The sequence below is a fragment of the Devosia sp. WQ 349K1 genome (assembly GCF_016595685.1).
In the GTDB taxonomy this organism is placed as follows: Bacteria; Pseudomonadota; Alphaproteobacteria; order Rhizobiales; family Devosiaceae; genus Devosia.
Genome location: NZ_JAENGO010000001.1, coordinates 309,990 through 326,813, shown reverse-complemented (window position 1 = coordinate 326,813; position 16,824 = coordinate 309,990). Strand labels below are relative to the sequence as shown.

The 16,824-nt window shown below is 56.2% G+C and carries 14 protein-coding genes; all 14 read left to right on the top strand.

What is annotated here, in order from left to right:
- Nucleotides 1-2 precede the first annotated feature (2 nt).
- A complete protein-coding gene (gene nuoG, locus JHL21_RS01390; RefSeq protein WP_200211495.1) occupies nucleotides 3-2,102 on the top strand; it encodes an NADH-quinone oxidoreductase subunit NuoG in 2,100 nt (699 codons plus the stop codon).
- A gap of 9 nt (nucleotides 2,103-2,111) precedes the next feature.
- Nucleotides 2,112-3,209, top strand: coding sequence for an NADH-quinone oxidoreductase subunit NuoH (gene nuoH / locus JHL21_RS01385; protein WP_200211494.1), 1,098 nt, complete (start codon nucleotides 2,112-2,114; stop codon nucleotides 3,207-3,209).
- Complete coding sequence (gene nuoI, locus JHL21_RS01380) at nucleotides 3,209-3,697, top strand: NADH-quinone oxidoreductase subunit NuoI (protein WP_199530470.1); 489 nt, start codon at nucleotides 3,209-3,211, stop codon at nucleotides 3,695-3,697. Before nuoH ends, nuoI begins: the two co-directional genes overlap by 1 nt.
- An 11-nt stretch (nucleotides 3,698-3,708) precedes the next feature.
- Nucleotides 3,709-4,317 carry an NADH-quinone oxidoreductase subunit J gene (locus JHL21_RS01375; protein WP_169193969.1) on the top strand — a complete coding sequence of 203 codons (609 nt, stop codon included), beginning with the start codon at nucleotides 3,709-3,711 and terminating at the stop codon, nucleotides 4,315-4,317.
- Between the two features lie 15 nt (nucleotides 4,318-4,332).
- A complete protein-coding gene (gene nuoK / locus JHL21_RS01370; protein WP_169194180.1) occupies nucleotides 4,333-4,641 on the top strand; it encodes an NADH-quinone oxidoreductase subunit NuoK in 309 nt (102 codons plus the stop codon).
- A gap of 11 nt (nucleotides 4,642-4,652) precedes the next feature.
- A complete protein-coding gene (nuoL, locus tag JHL21_RS01365; protein ID WP_200211492.1) occupies nucleotides 4,653-6,701 on the top strand; it encodes an NADH-quinone oxidoreductase subunit L in 2,049 nt (682 codons plus the stop codon).
- Nucleotides 6,701-8,275: an NADH-quinone oxidoreductase subunit M gene (locus JHL21_RS01360; protein WP_200211491.1), complete on the top strand. Its 1,575-nt coding sequence runs from the start codon at nucleotides 6,701-6,703 to the stop codon at nucleotides 8,273-8,275. Before nuoL ends, JHL21_RS01360 begins: the two co-directional genes overlap by 1 nt.
- A 9-nt stretch (nucleotides 8,276-8,284) precedes the next feature.
- Entirely contained in the window at nucleotides 8,285-9,730 is a 1,446-nt protein-coding gene (gene nuoN / locus JHL21_RS01355; RefSeq protein WP_200211489.1) for an NADH-quinone oxidoreductase subunit NuoN, read from the top strand.
- Nucleotides 9,731-10,552, top strand: coding sequence for a biotin--[acetyl-CoA-carboxylase] ligase (locus JHL21_RS01350; RefSeq protein WP_367948139.1), 822 nt, complete (start codon nucleotides 9,731-9,733; stop codon nucleotides 10,550-10,552). It abuts the gene before it with no gap.
- Between the two features lie 75 nt (nucleotides 10,553-10,627).
- The gene (locus tag JHL21_RS01345; protein WP_200211487.1) at nucleotides 10,628-12,301 is read left to right on the top strand and encodes a ribonuclease J; all 1,674 of its coding nucleotides are present in this window, start codon (nucleotides 10,628-10,630) and stop codon (nucleotides 12,299-12,301) included.
- Between the two features lie 99 nt (nucleotides 12,302-12,400).
- The gene (locus JHL21_RS01340) at nucleotides 12,401-12,652 is read left to right on the top strand and encodes a DUF1467 family protein (protein WP_200211485.1); all 252 of its coding nucleotides are present in this window, start codon (nucleotides 12,401-12,403) and stop codon (nucleotides 12,650-12,652) included.
- Nucleotides 12,653-13,300: 648 nt separating this feature from the next.
- Nucleotides 13,301-14,650, top strand: a complete 1,350-nt coding sequence (gene proS, locus JHL21_RS01335) for a proline--tRNA ligase (protein ID WP_200211484.1) — start codon at nucleotides 13,301-13,303, stop codon at nucleotides 14,648-14,650.
- Between the two features lie 62 nt (nucleotides 14,651-14,712).
- Nucleotides 14,713-16,020 (top strand): ABC transporter permease, encoded by a 1,308-nt coding sequence (locus JHL21_RS01330; RefSeq protein WP_200212232.1) that lies wholly within the window; start codon nucleotides 14,713-14,715, stop codon nucleotides 16,018-16,020.
- Nucleotides 16,013-16,699, top strand: coding sequence for an ABC transporter ATP-binding protein (locus tag JHL21_RS01325; protein ID WP_169193962.1), 687 nt, complete (start codon nucleotides 16,013-16,015; stop codon nucleotides 16,697-16,699). The genes JHL21_RS01330 and JHL21_RS01325 overlap by 8 nt, the downstream gene beginning before the upstream one ends.
- The last annotated feature ends 125 nt before the right edge of the window (nucleotides 16,700-16,824 follow it).

Genomic DNA, 16,824 nt, shown 5'->3' with positions numbered 1-16,824 from the left:
CGATGGCTCAGATCAAAGTCGACGGTACTCTCGTCGAAGTCCCTGACTACTTCACACTCATGCAAGCCGCTGAGGCAGCAGGCGCGGAAATCCCACGCTTCTGCTTCCACGAACGTTTGTCTGTGGCCGGCAACTGCCGCATGTGTCTGGTCGAAGTTAAGGGTGGCCCGCCAAAGCCACAGGCCTCTTGCGCCATGGCGGTCAAGGACTTGCGTCCAGGCCCCAATGGTGAACCGCCAGAAATGTTCACCAACACGCCGATGGTCAAAAAGGCGCGCGAAGGCGTGATGGAATTCCTTCTGATCAACCACCCGCTAGATTGCCCGATTTGCGATCAGGGCGGCGAGTGCGATCTGCAGGATCAGGCCATGGCCTATGGTGTCTCTGGTTCGCGCTTCTTTGAGAACAAGCGCGCAGTCGAAGACAAGTACATGGGCCCGCTGATCAACACAGTGATGAACCGCTGCATTCACTGCACGCGCTGCGTTCGCTTCACCACTGAAGTGGCAGGCATTTCTGAACTCGGCCTCATCGGTCGTGGCGAAGACGCAGAAATCACTCCGTATCTGGAACGTGCACTAACCAGCGAAATGCAGGGCAATGTCATCGACCTTTGTCCTGTTGGTGCGCTCACCTCCAAGCCCTACGCTTTCCATGCGCGTCCTTGGGAACTGAACAAGACCGAGTCCATCGACGTGATGGACGCTGTCGGTTCGGCCATTCGCGTCGACTCTCGTGGTCGAGAAGTGATGCGCATTCTTCCGCGCATCAACGAAGCGATCAACGAGGAATGGATTTCGGACAAGACCCGTTTCATCTGGGATGGCCTTAAGAGCCAGCGCCTTGATCGGCCTTATGTCCGCAAGAACGGCAAGCTGCAGCCCACAAGCTGGGACGAAGCGCTGTCGGCAGTTGCTGGCAAGATAAAAAAGGCCGGTAACAAGGTCGGTGCGATTGCGGGGGATCTCGCAGCGGTCGAAGAAATGTATGCCCTCAAGGGCCTGCTAGCTTCCATCGGCTCTGGCATGACCGACGTTCGTCCGGCCATGTCCGGCATTGATCCGTCCATGCCGCGCTCAGCCTATATCTTCAACCCGACCATTGCCGGGATCGAAGAGGCCGACGCTATTCTGATCATTGGCGCCAACCCGCGCCATGAAGCAGCTGTTCTGAATTCGCGTATTCGCAAGACCTGGCGCGCCAAGGGTCTGCCAATTGCCGTCATCGGTGATCAGCCAGACCTGAACTATGATTACACCTATCTTGGTGCTGGCTTTGAGACCTTAGCCGACCTCGCATCCGGTAACGGTGCGTTTGCCAATACCCTGGCTTCTGCCCAGCGTCCGCTTATTATTGTTGGCGAAGGTGCAGTGTCGAACGCTGAAGGTGGCAAACAAATCGGTCGCGATGTCATCGCACTCGCCGCCAAGTTGGCGACTGGCGCGAACGTCGCCGAAGGCTGGAATGGCTTTGCACTTCTGCACAATGCGGCAAGCCGCGTTGGTGGTCTCGACATCGGCTTCGTGCCGCATGACGGCGGCGTTTGCTCGGCTGACCAGATCGCTCTGGCGGGCAAGGGAGAACTCGACGTTCTCTTCCTTCTCGGTGCTGACGAATACGACACCTCTGCCATGGGTAAGGCCTTTGTCGTCTACATCGGCTCGCATGGTGACAAGGGCGCGCATCGCGCCGACGTCATCCTGCCCGGCGCGACCTACACCGAAAAGTCTGGCACCTATGTGAACACCGAGGGGCGCGTGCAGGTCACCACCCGTGCGGTGTTCCCGCCCGGCGATGCAAAGGAAGATTGGGCCATTATCCGTGCGCTCTCGGGCGCCATTGGGCAGGCTCTGCCATATAATTCGCTGACCCAGCTGCGCGCTGCGATCTATGCTGAATTCCCGCATCTGGCCAAGATTGACCAGATCACTCCGGGGTCGGCGAAAGACGTCGCCAAGCTGGTCAAGGTCACTAAGACCAAGTCGGCACAGCTTTCGAGCGCAAAGACCGATTTCTACCTCAGCAATCCGATCGCACGTTCTTCCGCCGTGATGGGCGAATGCGCGGCGATGGCCGCAGGCCTGCGTCAGGCAGCGGAGTAGGGGAGCATAATGGACTTTATTCTTTCGGCACTTGATTACCTGTTGGGTATCCCCGTTCTCGGATGGGGTATCCACGTTGGTTTTGTCTACAAGGCTCTTCTGCTTCTCGTTGGTCTGCTGCTCTTCACAGCCTTTATCCTCTTGGGCGACCGTAAGGTCTGGGCTGCCGTTCAGCTGCGCCGTGGTCCCAACGTTGTTGGTCCCTTCGGTCTCTTCCAATCCTTTGCGGACTTGCTCAAGTTCGCGTTCAAGGAAGCCATTATTCCTGCGGGCGCTGACAAGGTTCTGTTCCTGGCTGCGCCGCTGATCACGGCAACGCTCGCTCTGGCAGGCTGGGCCGTTGTTCCGGTCTCTGATGGCTGGGCAATGGCAGACATCAATATCGGGATCTTATACCTTCTCGGTATTTCGTCGCTCGGTGTTTACGGCGTGATCATTGGTGGTTGGGCATCCAACTCCAAATATCCGTTCCTTGGTGCTTTGCGCTCTGCCGCACAGATGGTGTCGTACGAAGTCTCTATCGGCCTCGTCATTATCACTGTCCTCCTGTGCGTAGGCTCACTCAACCTCAACGACATCGTGCAGGCGCAGTCCGAGATGGGCATTGCCCATGCTCTAGGCGTGCCGTGGCTCTCGTTCCTGAATTGGTTCTGGATCCCGCTCTTCCCGATGTTCGTGGTGTTCTACATCTCGGCTTTGGCTGAAACCAACCGTCCACCGTTCGACATGGTCGAAGGTGAATCGGAACTGGTTGCCGGTTTCATGACGGAATATTCGTCCACCCCATACCTGCTGTTCATGCTGGGCGAATACATTTCGATCCTCTTGATGTGCGCCATGACCACCATCCTCTTCATGGGGGGCTGGGCACCGCCGATCGATCTGCCGCCGTTCACCTGGATTCCGGGTGTGGTGTGGTTCTTCCTCAAAGTGTCCTTTGTCTTCTTCTTCTTCGCCATGGCCAAGTCGATTGTCCCCCGCTACCGCTATGACCAGCTGATGCGGATCGGTTGGAAACTGTTCCTGCCGCTGTCGCTGATCATGGTTGTCATCGTTGCTTTTGTACTTCAGCTCACCGGCTGGGGCTGGCACGGGGGAGCCGTCTAATGCGCGCCTCGCAGATCCTCAATACGCTTCTTCTGAAAGAGTTCGTCTCGGCCTTCTTCTTGGCCATGCGCTACTTCTTCTCCCCGAAGCCAACCATCAACTACCCCTTCGAAAAGGGTGCGGTGTCACCGCGTTTCCGCGGTGAGCATGCTTTGCGCCGTTATCCCAATGGGGAAGAACGCTGCATCGCCTGCAAGCTGTGCGAAGCCATTTGCCCGGCACAGGCCATTACCATCGAGGCTGGACCACGCCAGAACGACGGTACTCGTCGTACCGTTCGCTATGACATCGACATGGTGAAGTGCATCTACTGCGGCTTCTGTCAGGAAGCCTGCCCGGTGGACGCAATCGTGGAAGGCCCGAACTTCGAATTTGCAACTGAAACGCGTGAAGAGCTCTACTTCGACAAAGCGAAGCTCTTGGCCAATGGGGATCGTTGGGAGCGCGAAATCGCCGCCAACATCTCTGCTGACGCGCCGTATCGCTGAGAGGGAAGAGCATGACACTTCCATTGTTCTTCTTTTACCTGTTTGCTGCGGTGACCATCGCCTCCGCATTCATGGTGATTTCTGCCCGCAATCCGGTTCACGCCGTGCTGTTCCTCATTCTTGCTTTCGTGAACGCCGCCGGGCTGTTCATGCTGGCGGGGGCTGAGTTCCTCGCGCTGATCCTCATCGTTGTCTATGTGGGCGCGGTCGCGGTTCTCTTCCTCTTCGTTGTGATGATGATCGACGTCGATTTCGCGCAGATGCGCCAGGGCATGCTTCAATACGCGCCGATTGGCGTGGTTGTTGGAGTGGTTCTGTTGCTCGAGCTTCTCCTGGTAGCGGGTAGTGCATTTATCGCTCCTGCTGTTGGGACGACCTCTGCGCTGCCAATTAACGACGCTATCGATAACACTCGTGCCATCGGGCAGGTTCTCTACACGCGCTATGTCTTCCTGTTTATGGGAGCAGCGGCTGTGCTGTTGGTCGCCATGATCGGCGCGATTGTACTGACACTGCGCCATCGTCCAGGCATCAAGCGTCAGAGCACTGCGGCGCAGCTGGCGCGTGACCCGAGCAACACGCTCAAGGTCAACAAAGTTAAAACTGGTCAGGGACTGTAGGGGGTTAACATGGGCTTGGGTATCGGGCTCGGTCATTTCCTGACCGTTGCAGCCATTCTCTTCACACTCGGCGTTTTCGGGATTTTCCTGAACCGCCGGAATATCATCACCATCCTGATGTCGGTCGAATTGATCCTTCTGGCAGTGAACCTGAATTTGGTGGCGTTCAGCGCGCATTTGCATGACCTACAGGGTCAGATTTTTGCGCTGATGATCCTCACAGTCGCCGCAGCCGAGTCTGCAATCGGTCTGGCGATCATCGTCATCTTCTACCGTAATCGCGGCACTGTTGCTGTCGAAGACGCTAACTTGATGAAGGGCTAAGAGCACCCGCTATGATCATTCAAGCGATTGTTTTTCTTCCCCTCATTGGGGCGCTGATCGCCGGATTACTCGGTCGACAGATCGGCCACAGGGTCAGTGAATATCTAACGACTGCACTGCTGCTGATCGCCGCTGTGCTGAGTTGGATCGTCTTCATTCCGGTCGCCTTTGGTGACGGTTTGGTAGGCGCGGTCAGCGATGGCCACTCATCTGTGGTCAAGGTTGAGGTCATGCGTTGGATCCAGGTCGGTGACATGGATCTGCGTTGGATCCTGCGTGTCGACACGCTCACGGCCATTATGCTGGTTGTCGTGAACACTGTTTCGGCCCTCGTGCACCTGTACTCGATTGGTTACATGCACGAAGATCCGCATCGTTCGCGCTTCTTCGCCTATCTCTCACTGTTCACCTTCGCTATGCTGATGCTGGTGACAGCCGACAACTTCCTGCAGATGTTTTTTGGCTGGGAAGGCGTTGGTCTTGCGTCCTATTTGCTCATTGGTTTCTGGTACACCAAGCCAAGCGCAAATGCGGCCGCAATGAAGGCATTCGTGGTCAACCGTGTGGGTGACTTCGGCTTCGCGCTCGGCATTTTCGGTTCGTTCTTCGTTCTCGGCCACATCGATTTCGATGGCGCCTTCAACGCGGTCGGTGAATTCGGAACCACCGGACTGCCAGTTTTCAACTTCTTGTCTTGGCAAGTCGACGCCATGACCGTGATCTGCCTGTTGCTCTTCGTTGGCGCGATGGGCAAGTCTGCACAGTTCCTGCTTCACACCTGGCTGCCTGATGCGATGGAAGGCCCGACTCCTGTGTCGGCGCTTATCCACGCGGCAACCATGGTGACGGCTGGCGTGTTCATGGTCGCGCGTTTGTCGCCGATGTTTGAGACCTCGCCGACTGCGCTCACAGTGATCATCGTCGTCGGTGCCATTACTGCTTTCTTCGCGGCCACGGTTGGTCTTGTTCAGAACGACATCAAGCGCGTCATCGCTTACTCGACCTGTTCGCAGCTCGGTTACATGTTTGTAGCGCTTGGAGTAGGGGCCTACTCGGCCGGTGTTTATCACCTCTTCACCCACGCCTTCTTCAAGGCTCTGCTGTTCTTAGGGGCTGGTGCGGTCATTCATGCCATGCACCACGAGCAGGACATGCGCTACATGGGTGGACTGCGGAAGAAGATCCCCATCACCTATTGGATGATGATGATTGGTACTCTTGCGCTGACCGGTGTCGGCATTCCCGGCACAAGCTTCGGCTTCGCAGGGTTCTTCTCGAAGGACGCCATCATCGAAAGCGCATACGCCTTCGGCGGCAATGTCGGGTCCTTTGCTTTCTGGATGCTCGTCATCGCGGCGCTGTTCACGAGCTTCTACTCGTGGCGCCTCGTTCACCTGACCTTCCATGGTTCGCCGCGTGAAAATCCACATGCGCATCACGATGATCATGCGCATGACGATCACCACGGCCATCATGGCTCCGCCTACGACAACGCCCATGAAGCGCCAACTGTTATGCTGGTTCCGCTTTACGTTCTCGCGGTTGGCGCGGTTTTGGCAGGCTTTGTGTTCTACGGAATGTTCTTCCATGACGTGGAGCATATCCAGCACTTCTTCGCTGGCTCGATCTATATCGATGAGCAGATCATTGACGATGCTCACCACGTTCCGACTTGGGTCAAGTGGAGCGCAACCAGTGCAATGATCACAGGCTTCGTCGCCGCTTGGTACATGTATATCAAGCGCCCAGACATGCCGGGTCGTGTGGCTGCGACCAATCCAGGGCTTTACAAGTTCCTCTTGAACAAGTGGTACTTCGACGAGCTCTACAACTTCATTTTCGTACGTCCGGCGCTTTGGCTCGGAAATGCGGTCTGGAAGGGCTTTGACGATTGGCTGATCGACAGCAAACTCACCGAAGGCCTCGGTCGTCGTGTGCAGAATGTCACCAGCTGGGTCGTTAAGCTCCAGTCCGGCTATCTTTATCACTATGCATTCGCGATGCTGATTGGTGTTGCCTTGCTGCTGACCTGGGCTATTACGGCCGGGGGGCTTCTCTGATGACCTTTGCCAATTCTATTCTCACGATACTGACTTGGCTGCCGGCACTTGGCGCAGCCCTGCTCCTGCTCACGCCAAAGACATCTGTCAGTGCGATCCGTTGGATCGCCTTGACCGTAACTCTTCTGGTTCTCGTCGGTGCGCTCGCGCTCTGGCAGAGCTTTGATACGTCAAACGCTGGTTTCCAATTCGTGGTCAACACCCCGTGGATCGGGGACAGCATTGGCTATCGCGTCGGCGTTGACGGCATCTCGGTGCTATTCGTCGTGCTAACCGCACTGCTTATGCCATTCGCTATTCTGGCGAGTTGGGAAGTGGATACCCGCGTCAAGGAATACATGCTCGTATTCCTTGTGTTGGAGACGCTGATGATCGGGGTCTTCACGACCCTCGATCTGGCCATGTTCTACGTCTTCTTCGAAGGCACGCTGCTGCCGATGTTCCTGATCATCGGCATCTGGGGCGGTTCGGCTCGCATTCAGGCAGCGTATAAGTTCTTCTTCTACACCTTCGTAGGCTCGGTCTTCATGCTTGTGGCTATGATGGCCATGTATTGGGACGCAGGCACCACCGACATAATGGTTCTTCTGAACCACGGCTTCCCGTCGGAAATGCAGCCTTGGCTCTGGATTGCCTTCTTCGCATCCCTGGCGGTGAAAATGCCAATGTGGCCATTCCACCGTTGGTTGCCGGAAGCGCACGTGCAGGCACCGACAGCCGGCTCTGTCATTCTGGCGGCAATCCTTCTGAAACTTGGCGGTTACGGCTTCCTCCGTTTCTCCCTGCCAATGTTCCCGGAGGCTTCGGCTCAGTTCGCGAACTTTGTTTTCATTCTCTCGGTTGCTGCAATCATCCTGACCTCATTGGTCGCATTGGTTCAGACCGACATTAAGAAACTGATCGCTTACTCATCCGTGGCGCACATGGGCTTTGTCACCATGGGCATCTTTGCTGGCAACGCTCTGGGCATCCAAGGCGCCATGTTCCAGATGATTTCGCACGGCTTTGTTTCCGGCGCGCTCTTCCTCTGCGTAGGCGTCATTTATGATCGCATGCACACCCGCGAGATCTCAGCTTATGGTGGTCTCGTCGAACGCATGCCGCGTTACGCCTTCGCCTTCATGGTCTTCACCATGGCCAATGTTGGGCTCCCGGGTACTTCTGGTTTCGTCGGTGAATTCCTCACCATGGTCGGCGTGTTCCAGGTGAACACTTGGGTTGCTTTCGGTGCTGCAACTGGCGTCATCTTCTCTGCCGCCTATGGCCTGTGGCTCTATCGCCGGGTAATTTTCGGCGCGTTGACTAAGGATAGTCTCAAGGGAATTTTGGACCTTAACCTGCGCGAAAAGATCATGCTTTACCCCATGATCGTGCTCACGCTGGTGTTCGGTTTCTATCCCGCACCAATCCTCGACACGACCGCAGCGGCCGTGGACAAGCTTATGGCGCAGTATTCGACTGCCGTTGGCCGTGATGTGGCCGTGGACCAGGCCGATGCCCGTGTCACCCTGGACTATGTAGCACCCGCAGATGGTGCCGCTGAACCGGCTCCGGCCGCCTCAGCATCGCACTAGGAGACTGACGTGAACTCAGACATTACCGATTTCGCGAGCCTTGCTCCTGCCTACCCAGAGATGATCATCTCGGTCGGCGTGCTGGTGCTGTTGCTCTTGGGCGTGGTTGTCAACAAGGAGCGGTCCGCACTGGTCTCTTGGCTGGCAATTGCTTTGCTCGCCGGGACAGCGCTGTTCACAGCGTTCCAGAACGCTGATGGTATCGTCTTCAATGGCCTCTTCATGGCCGACAGTTTTGGTCGGTTCATGAAGGTCCTTGTGTTGGGCTCGTCCGCTTTGGCGCTGGTATTGGCCGTATCGAACGCCGAAGAGAATGGCGTTCATAAATACGAATATTCTATCCTGGCGGTTCTCGCGACGCTGGGCATGATGATCATGGTTTCAACCAATGATCTGATGTCGCTCTACATTGGTCTCGAGCTGCAGGCGCTTTCCATCTACGTGATGGCAGCGATCAAGCGCGACGATCCACGTGCGTCCGAAGCGGGCCTGAAATACTTCGTTTTGGGCGCTCTCTCTTCGGGGATGCTGCTCTACGGCGCCTCGCTGATTTATGGCTTTACTGGCCATACCAATCTGCAAGAGATCGTCCGGGCCATCGCCATCGAAGGCCGTTCCATCGGTCTTATCTTTGGCGTTGTCTTCGTGCTGGCAGGCATTGCCTTCAAAATTTCGGCCGTGCCATTCCACATGTGGACCCCCGACGTCTACGAGGGTGCACCGACACCAGTTACCGCCTTCATGGCGATGGCGCCAAAGGTGGCAGCAATGTCACTCATGATCCGCCTCGTCGTCGACGCCTTCTCGCCCATCACTGCCGACTGGCAACAGATCGTTATCTTCCTCTCGATCGCCTCGATGGTCCTCGCGGCTTTTGCAGCGATCGGCCAGAAGTCTCTTAAGCGCCTTATTGCGTATTCCTCGATCGGCCACGTTGGCTTTGCCCTGGTTGGCCTTTCGTCGGGTTCGCAGGTCGGCGTTGAGGGTGTGGCAATTTACATGGCGATCTATGTGTTGATGTCTGTGGGTCTTTTTGCCTGCATTCTGTCGCTGCGTACGGATAAGGGCTATGTCGAAACCATCGAAGATCTCGCTGGTGCAGCACAGACGCGTCCCTATGTGGCCGCTGTAATGCTGATAATCATGTTCTCTCTGATCGGCCTCCCGCCGCTCGCAGGGTTCTTTGCCAAGTGGCATGTCTTCCTTGCCGCTGTTGAAGCAGGGTTCTTCGTCTTGGCTGTGGTCGGTGTTCTGGCTTCGGCTGTCAGCGCCTACTATTATCTTCGTGTGGTCAAGACGATGTATTTTGATGAGCCCAAGCATCAGTTCGCTGCTGTGCCGAGTGAACTCAACATCATTCTCGGTGTCAGCGCCTTCCTGCTGGTGACGTACTACTTCATCCTTGGCAATCCGCTCACCTCTGCTGCGCAGACGGCCGCGGGCAGCCTGTTCTAGGTGGCTCAGTTTTATCTGGGCGAAAAGGCCCGTTCAGCCGGCTATCGGCTGACGGGCTTTGACACTATAGGCTCCACAAATTCGGAAGCGCTCGCAGCGGCAGCTGCGGGCGATTTCGGTGGACACTGGTTCGCTTCACTACATCAATCCGCAGGGCGCGGACGTCGTGGGCGAGAATGGTTCAATCCATCCGGTAACCTTGCCGCTAGCCTTCTCATTATTCCTGATGCTGAACCAGATCAGATCGCCACACTCGGCTTTGTCGCCGGCGTGGCCATCGTCAGCGCATTGGATGGAATATTGCCTCAGGGTGTTGTGAAGACTGAGAGCCATAGCGAAAACTTTGGGGAGCAAGTCGCGCTGAAATGGCCAAATGATGTGTTGGCTGGCGGCTCCAAACTCTGCGGCATTCTTCTGGAAGCATGTAAAACGCCGTCTGGTCAGACCGCTGTTGTCGTTGGTTGCGGAGTAAATGTTGTCGCGGCACCCCAAGGTGTGCCATACGCTACAGCGTCTCTTGCAGGCTTGGGATATGTCCGTAGCGCCGAAGACGTGCTTGCGGCTCTATCCGATGCTTGGGTAGGGGCTTTTGCAATCTGGGATGATGGTCGCGGTACGGCGGCGGTTCTGGAAAAATGGCGTCAATCTGCTGCTGGAATCGGTGGCCCAATCACTGTCCAACAAGACGGCGCAGTGCGACGTGGAATATTTGAAACCATCGACTCCACAGGTCGATTGATCATGCGCGACGACGACGGCGCGCGGATCACCATCACTGCGGGCGATGTGCATTTTGGGGCAACGGCCAGCGCCCGAAGCTGACCATAACGAGGTGCGAAGCGACCGACGGCCAGAGTTCGTTCGGCGTCACAGTACTCAATAAAGGAATAAGAACCCATGGCGAAGAACCAACGGGATGAACTCGTATTTGTGCCGCTCGGTGGCGTTGGCGAGATTGGTATGAATATGGCTGCTTATGGCTTCGGCCCTGAGCGCTCCCGGAAGTGGATCGTCGTGGACTGTGGCGTAAGCTTCGGTGGTCCGGAGTTGCCGGGCATTGAGTTGATCATGGCCAACCCAGAATTTCTGGAAGAGAACGCCGACGACGTTCTGGCTCTAATCCTCACCCACAGCCACGAAGATCACTACGGCGCGGTGCTTGATCTGTGGCCCGTCTTTGACAAGCCGGTTTATGCAACACCATTCACCGCGGCCATGCTGGCCGCCAAGCGGGCAGGGGATGGCATTGTCGAAAACGTCGACATCTCCATCATGCGCCCAGGCAAGGCGTTCCAAGTTGGTCCCTTTACCATTGAGCCGATCAACGTAGCGCACTCCATTCCAGAGTCGAACGCACTGCTGATCACCACCCCAGTTGGTCGTGCCCTGCATACCGGTGACTGGAAGCTTGATCCAACCCCAGTACTCTCTGCACCGACTGATTTTGATCGCTTGCAGTCACTCCGCAACGACAGCGAACTGCCGCTGGCGCTCGTCTGTGACTCGACCAATGCGATGAAGGAAGGCGAAAGCCCCTCCGAGCAGGAAATCGGCGAGAACCTCGAAAAGCTCATTCTCGATGCTCCCCATCGTGTGTGCGTCACCACTTTCGCATCAAACGTAGGGCGTGTGGTTTCGATCGTGCGCGCAGCCCATAAGGCTGGCCGTGAAGTTGTCCTCTCGGGCCGTTCGCTCCACCGCATCATGGGTATTGCCCGTGAACTGGGCATGCTGGAAGGCATTCCGACGCTGCACGATCAGGACATGTATCGTTCGATCCCACGCGACAAATGTGTTCTCATCTGCACGGGTTCGCAGGGCGAGGCGCGTGCCGCTATTGCTCGCATTGCGCGCGGCGATCACCCGGTTATCGACCTCAATGCTGGCGACCGGATGATATTCTCGTCCTGGGCCATTCCGGGCAATGAGCGCGAAGTCATCGACATTCAGAACCTGCTTATCGATAAGGGCGTGGAACTGATCACCGCCAATGATGCGCTTGTTCACGTTACCGGCCACCCGCGCCGTGGCGAACTCAAGAAGCTCTATTCTTGGGTGAAGCCGGAAGTGCTCGTTCCAGTTCACGGCGAAGCTATGCACTTGGCTGCTCATGCTAAGTTGGGTCGCGCCGAAGGCATTCCCAATGTTTGCGAAGCGCGCAATGGCGATATGGTGCGGCTCTTCCCTGAGCCGCTGACGATGCCAGCTGAAGTACGCGTCGGCGAACTTTACCTCGATGGTCTGGTGCTCTGCACCCCAGACGAGTCGGGTGTGAAAGGACGCCGCCGCTTGTCCTTCGGTGGTATGATCATCGTCAGCATGGCCGTGAACAACAACGGCCAGGTTGTCTCCGGACCGGACATTGTCATTGAAGGCCTTCCGGAAACTGACGAAGAGTCCATTGGCGAACTCGTGCACGACACCGTTCACGGCGTTATCAATTCGATGCCGCCAAAGCGTCGCCGGGATACAGAGATTTTGAACTCGGCCTTGTTCAAGGGCATACGCGGGGAAGTAAACGCGTTCTGGGGCCGTAAGCCAAACGTTTCGATCTTCGTACACCGCGTGTAACTTTATGTCGCTGCCCCGGCTCTGGGGCAGCGATCTGCTTTTGGGGTATGATATCTCCCACTAAGCCCTTCTTCTGTTCTCGGACACGGATATCTCGCCATGCAAATCGGCTCCTTACTCGCAATTTACTTCGTGGCATGGTGGATCATTTTCGTGGCGGTTGTGCCGATGGGCTCAACTAGCCTTCACGAGGTAGGAGCCGAGGTTGAGCCTGGGCATGAGCCTGGGTCGCCGGTGAAACTGCAGCTGATTAAGAAGGGCTTGCTCACCACTGTAATCGCGGCTTTCGTGACTGCAGGCCTGATCTACTTGATGACCCAGACCATTGTTGCCGACTATTGGAACCGCTGAAGGCGTCACTTCTTCACTCTGCATCACAATCGTGTACTGCTTGGGGATTTCGTACCGTAGATCCAGAATGATCCAAGCAAAGTCATCGTAATTACAGAGCAGAAAATTGTAGCGCGTAACTGGGGCTTCCAGTGCGCGCTATTTTCTTTATCTCGGCCATTGGAATTGATCCCGCCTGCTAACTTCGCCATGCGATAGGGTATTGGCTGATTTAGCTTTTGTTAGGGAATTTCGGTGCGTGAACGCTCGCCGCGCTAACGTCCCGTAGCATATATGCTGTCGATCATGAGAGAACGCTTGGGATGGGGTGCAGCGGCACATTGCGAACTGACGTGTCACATTAACGAAGCGTGATATCCTACTGTTCTGCAAACAAAAAAACAGGGCCAAAGGCCCTGTTGGAAAGAGTTTAATCGACAATACGTTGGTCTTAGGCACGCTAAAAAGCGGCGGCCAACGCTCCTCCCTTGACGCTGTCGACGTCCAGCGGTTTTATTCCGCCGTAATATTATTGTTACAGAGCCTAACAATAGAATTTCGTCCTGCCAAGTAAAATCTGCATAGCTTGCATGCTTGCATCGAATGGACGAACGGGGTTTGAGTGGGCATCAACAGAACCACGAGTCGAACAGCGTATTCGGAGTAGCTATGCGCCTTTCCCGTTATTTCCTTCCGGTGCTGCGCGATGTGCCGAAAGAAGCCGAAATTGTATCGCATCGCCTGATGCTACGTGCAGGCATGATCCGTCAGCAGGCTTCTGGGCTCTATTCCTGGCTGCCTGCAGGCTACAAGGTCCTGATGAAGGTCCAGCGCATCATCGAAGAAGAACAGAACCGCTCGGGTGCTGTTGAGTTGCTGATGCCGACCATTCAGTCCGCCGACCTCTGGCGTGAGTCTGGTCGTTACGATGCGTATGGCAAAGAAATGCTACGCATCGAAGACCGTCACGAGCGTGAATTCCTCTATGGCCCGACCAATGAGGAAATGATCACGGACATCTTCCGTACCTATGTGAAGTCTTACAAGGATCTGCCGCTGAACCTCTACCACATCCAGTGGAAGTTCCGCGACGAAGTGCGCCCGCGTTTCGGCACCATGCGCAGCCGCGAGTTCCTGATGAAGGACGCCTATTCCTTCGATCTCGACAAGGATGCAGCAGTTGCCGCTTACGAACGCATGTTCGTGGCTTACCTGCGCACATATGCCCGCATGGGGCTGACCGCCATCCCGATGCGCGCCGACACCGGCCCAATTGGTGGCGATCTCTCGCACGAATGGATCATTCTGGCCGAAACTGGCGAGAGCCAGGTCTTCTGCCACGCCGATCTTCTGCAAAAGCCAATTCCGGGCAAGGACGTAGATTTCCGTGGCGACCTCAAGCCAATCTTCAACGATTGGACTTCTCTCTACGCCGCGACCGAAGAAATGGTTGATCACGCCGAATACGAAGCCACTGTCCCAGAAGACAAGCGTGTCTCTGCCCGTGGTATCGAAGTCGGTCACATCTTCTATTTCGGCACAAAATACTCGGCTCCGATGAAGGCAAATGTCACCGGTCCGGACGGCAAGGACGTTACCGTGCACATGGGCTCGTACGGCATCGGCCTGACCCGTGTCGTTCCCGCGATCATCGAAGCTAACCACGACGAAAACGGCATCATTTGGCCGGTTTCGGTTGCCCCATTTGAAGCTGTACTCATCAACCTCAAGAAGGGTGATGCTGACACCGACGCCGCTTGCGACAAGCTTTATGAAGAGCTTAGCGTTGCTGGCCTCGACATGCTCTATGATGATCGCGATCAGCCAGCCGGCTCGAAGTTCGCGACTGCCGACTTGGTCGGCATTCCGTACCAGATCATTCTTGGACCGCGTGGCCTTAAAACCGGCGAAGTTGAGATCAAGCATCGTAAGTCGGGCGAACGTGAGACGCTGCCAATCGCGGCAGCTGTTGAACGCCTCGTAAGCCTTATTGTACCGCAGCGGATGAGCGACATTTGACCACGAGCGCCGAGGACGCAGCGACAAGCCGGCACACACGCCCGTTTGCGCGTTTCGAATGGATGATTGCTGGGCGCTATTTGCGCGCCCGCCGCAAGGAAGCTTTCATCTCCGTTATTGCCTCCCTCACCATGGTGGGGGTGGCGATAGGCGTGGCGACATTGATTGTCGTCATGTCCGTCATGAACGGGTTTCGGGGGGAGCTTCTCGACAAAATCCTCGGCCTTAATGGGCATTTCACCGCCCATCCTATCGAAAGCCAGTTTACCGACTATCGGGAGACGGTGAGCAGAATTGAAGCTGTCGACGGGGTGTCCTATGCCGTGACCTTCGTAGAGGGTCAGGTTTTGGCTAGTGGTCGCGGCGCCTCTTCAGGCGTCGTGGTCCGTGGCATGGACGAAGCCAACCTCAAAAAGCTCAATCTGCTGTACAACTCGGCAGAGCAGGGCGGTTTTGACCAATGGGATGATAGCCGCGGAGTCGCTATCGGCTATCGCCTGGCCCAACAGCTGGGCGTCGGGCTTGGTGACGAAGTGCAGATCATTAATCCCGATGGATCAATGACGCCCTTTGGCTCCACGCCGCAGATCCGCTCTTACACAGTCAATGTCGTCTACAATGTCGGCATGGTCGAGTTCGACAGTCTTTACATGTATATGCCGCTCGAGCCCGCTCAGGACTATTTCAAAATGGTCGATGAGGTGCTCAAGCCCGGGCAGGGCCCACTCGACCCTCTGGCCAGCGATGAAGAAATCGACGCTGCCTATGAGCGTATTGGTCGCGTGTCGGCTATGGAAATTTTCATCGACGACCCCGACAATATTGCCGTGATGCGCGACCGTATCGCCGCCGTCGATGGACTGCGTCCGTTAATCCTCACTGACTGGCGTCAGCGTAACGAGACGTTCTTCTCTGCCTTGCAGGTCGAACGTGTGGTGATGTTCACCATTCTTTCGATGATCATCCTCGTTGCCGCTTTCAACATCATCTCCAGCCTCATCATGCTGGTGAAGGATAAGGGCGCCGATATCGCTGTGCTGCGCACCATGGGCGCTACACGGGGGTCGATCATGCGCATTTTCTGCATCACCGGCACAGCCATTGGCTTTATTGGTACCATCACTGGCTTCTTGCTGGGCTTGGTCATTGCGTCGAATGCCGAGAATATTCGTTTGTTTATCTCCAACACATTCGGTGTGACGCTCTTCCCACCAGACGTGTTTTTCCTCTCGAGCTTGCCAAGCCGCGTGGATTACACAGAAGTCACGGTAATCGTGGTTATGGCACTGAGCCTGAGTTTCCTCGCGACGCTCTATCCAGCTTGGCGTGCGGCCCAGTATGACCCAGTGGAGGCTTTGCGCTATGAATAAGCCTCATCTGAAACTCTCTGCTGTTCACCGTCACTACGGCGAAGGGGAGCGTTTAGTGCGCGTACTCGACGCTGCCGATCTCACGGTCGAAAGCGGCGAGCTCGTCGCCTTGGTCGCCCCTTCTGGTGCCGGCAAGTCGACCCTGCTGCATCTCTGTGGTCTTCTCGAATCCCCGCAAGAAGGGGAAGTCGAAATCATTGGCGAGAAGACCAGTCAAATGGGGGACCGCGCCCGCACGCAGTTGCGCCGTACCACTGTTGGCTATGTCTATCAGTTCCATCATCTGCTGCCAGAATTCACCGCCTTGGAGAATGTAACTCTGCCACAGTTGATCGCTGGAGTGGATCAGAAGGCGGCCGAAACTCGGGCTATGGAACTGCTCAGCCTGCTCAATGTCGGCCATCGTGCGTCGCACCGTCCGGCAGAGCTTTCGGGGGGTGAACAGCAACGTGTGGCCATCGCCCGCGCCGCAGCGAACCGTCCTCGCGTTATCCTTGCCGATGAGCCGACCGGCAACCTAGACCCTGAGACCAGCGATCTGGTGTTTGAGGCCCTCAAGAGCCTCATCCGCAACGAAGGTGCAGCCGCGCTGATCGCAACGCATAATTATGATCTCGCGCGACGTGCCGATCGTATCGTCACCATCCGGAACGGATTGGTCGTCCCGCACACGGTCTAACCCCGACACTCATTTGCGCAAAACTCGCCCCGGCATGGTTTCCTGCCGGGGCTTTTCTTTGGCCAATCCGTGTCGCCGAATCTTAACGGCCGCACGCGGTTCCTAACGATTTCCTAACCAGTTTC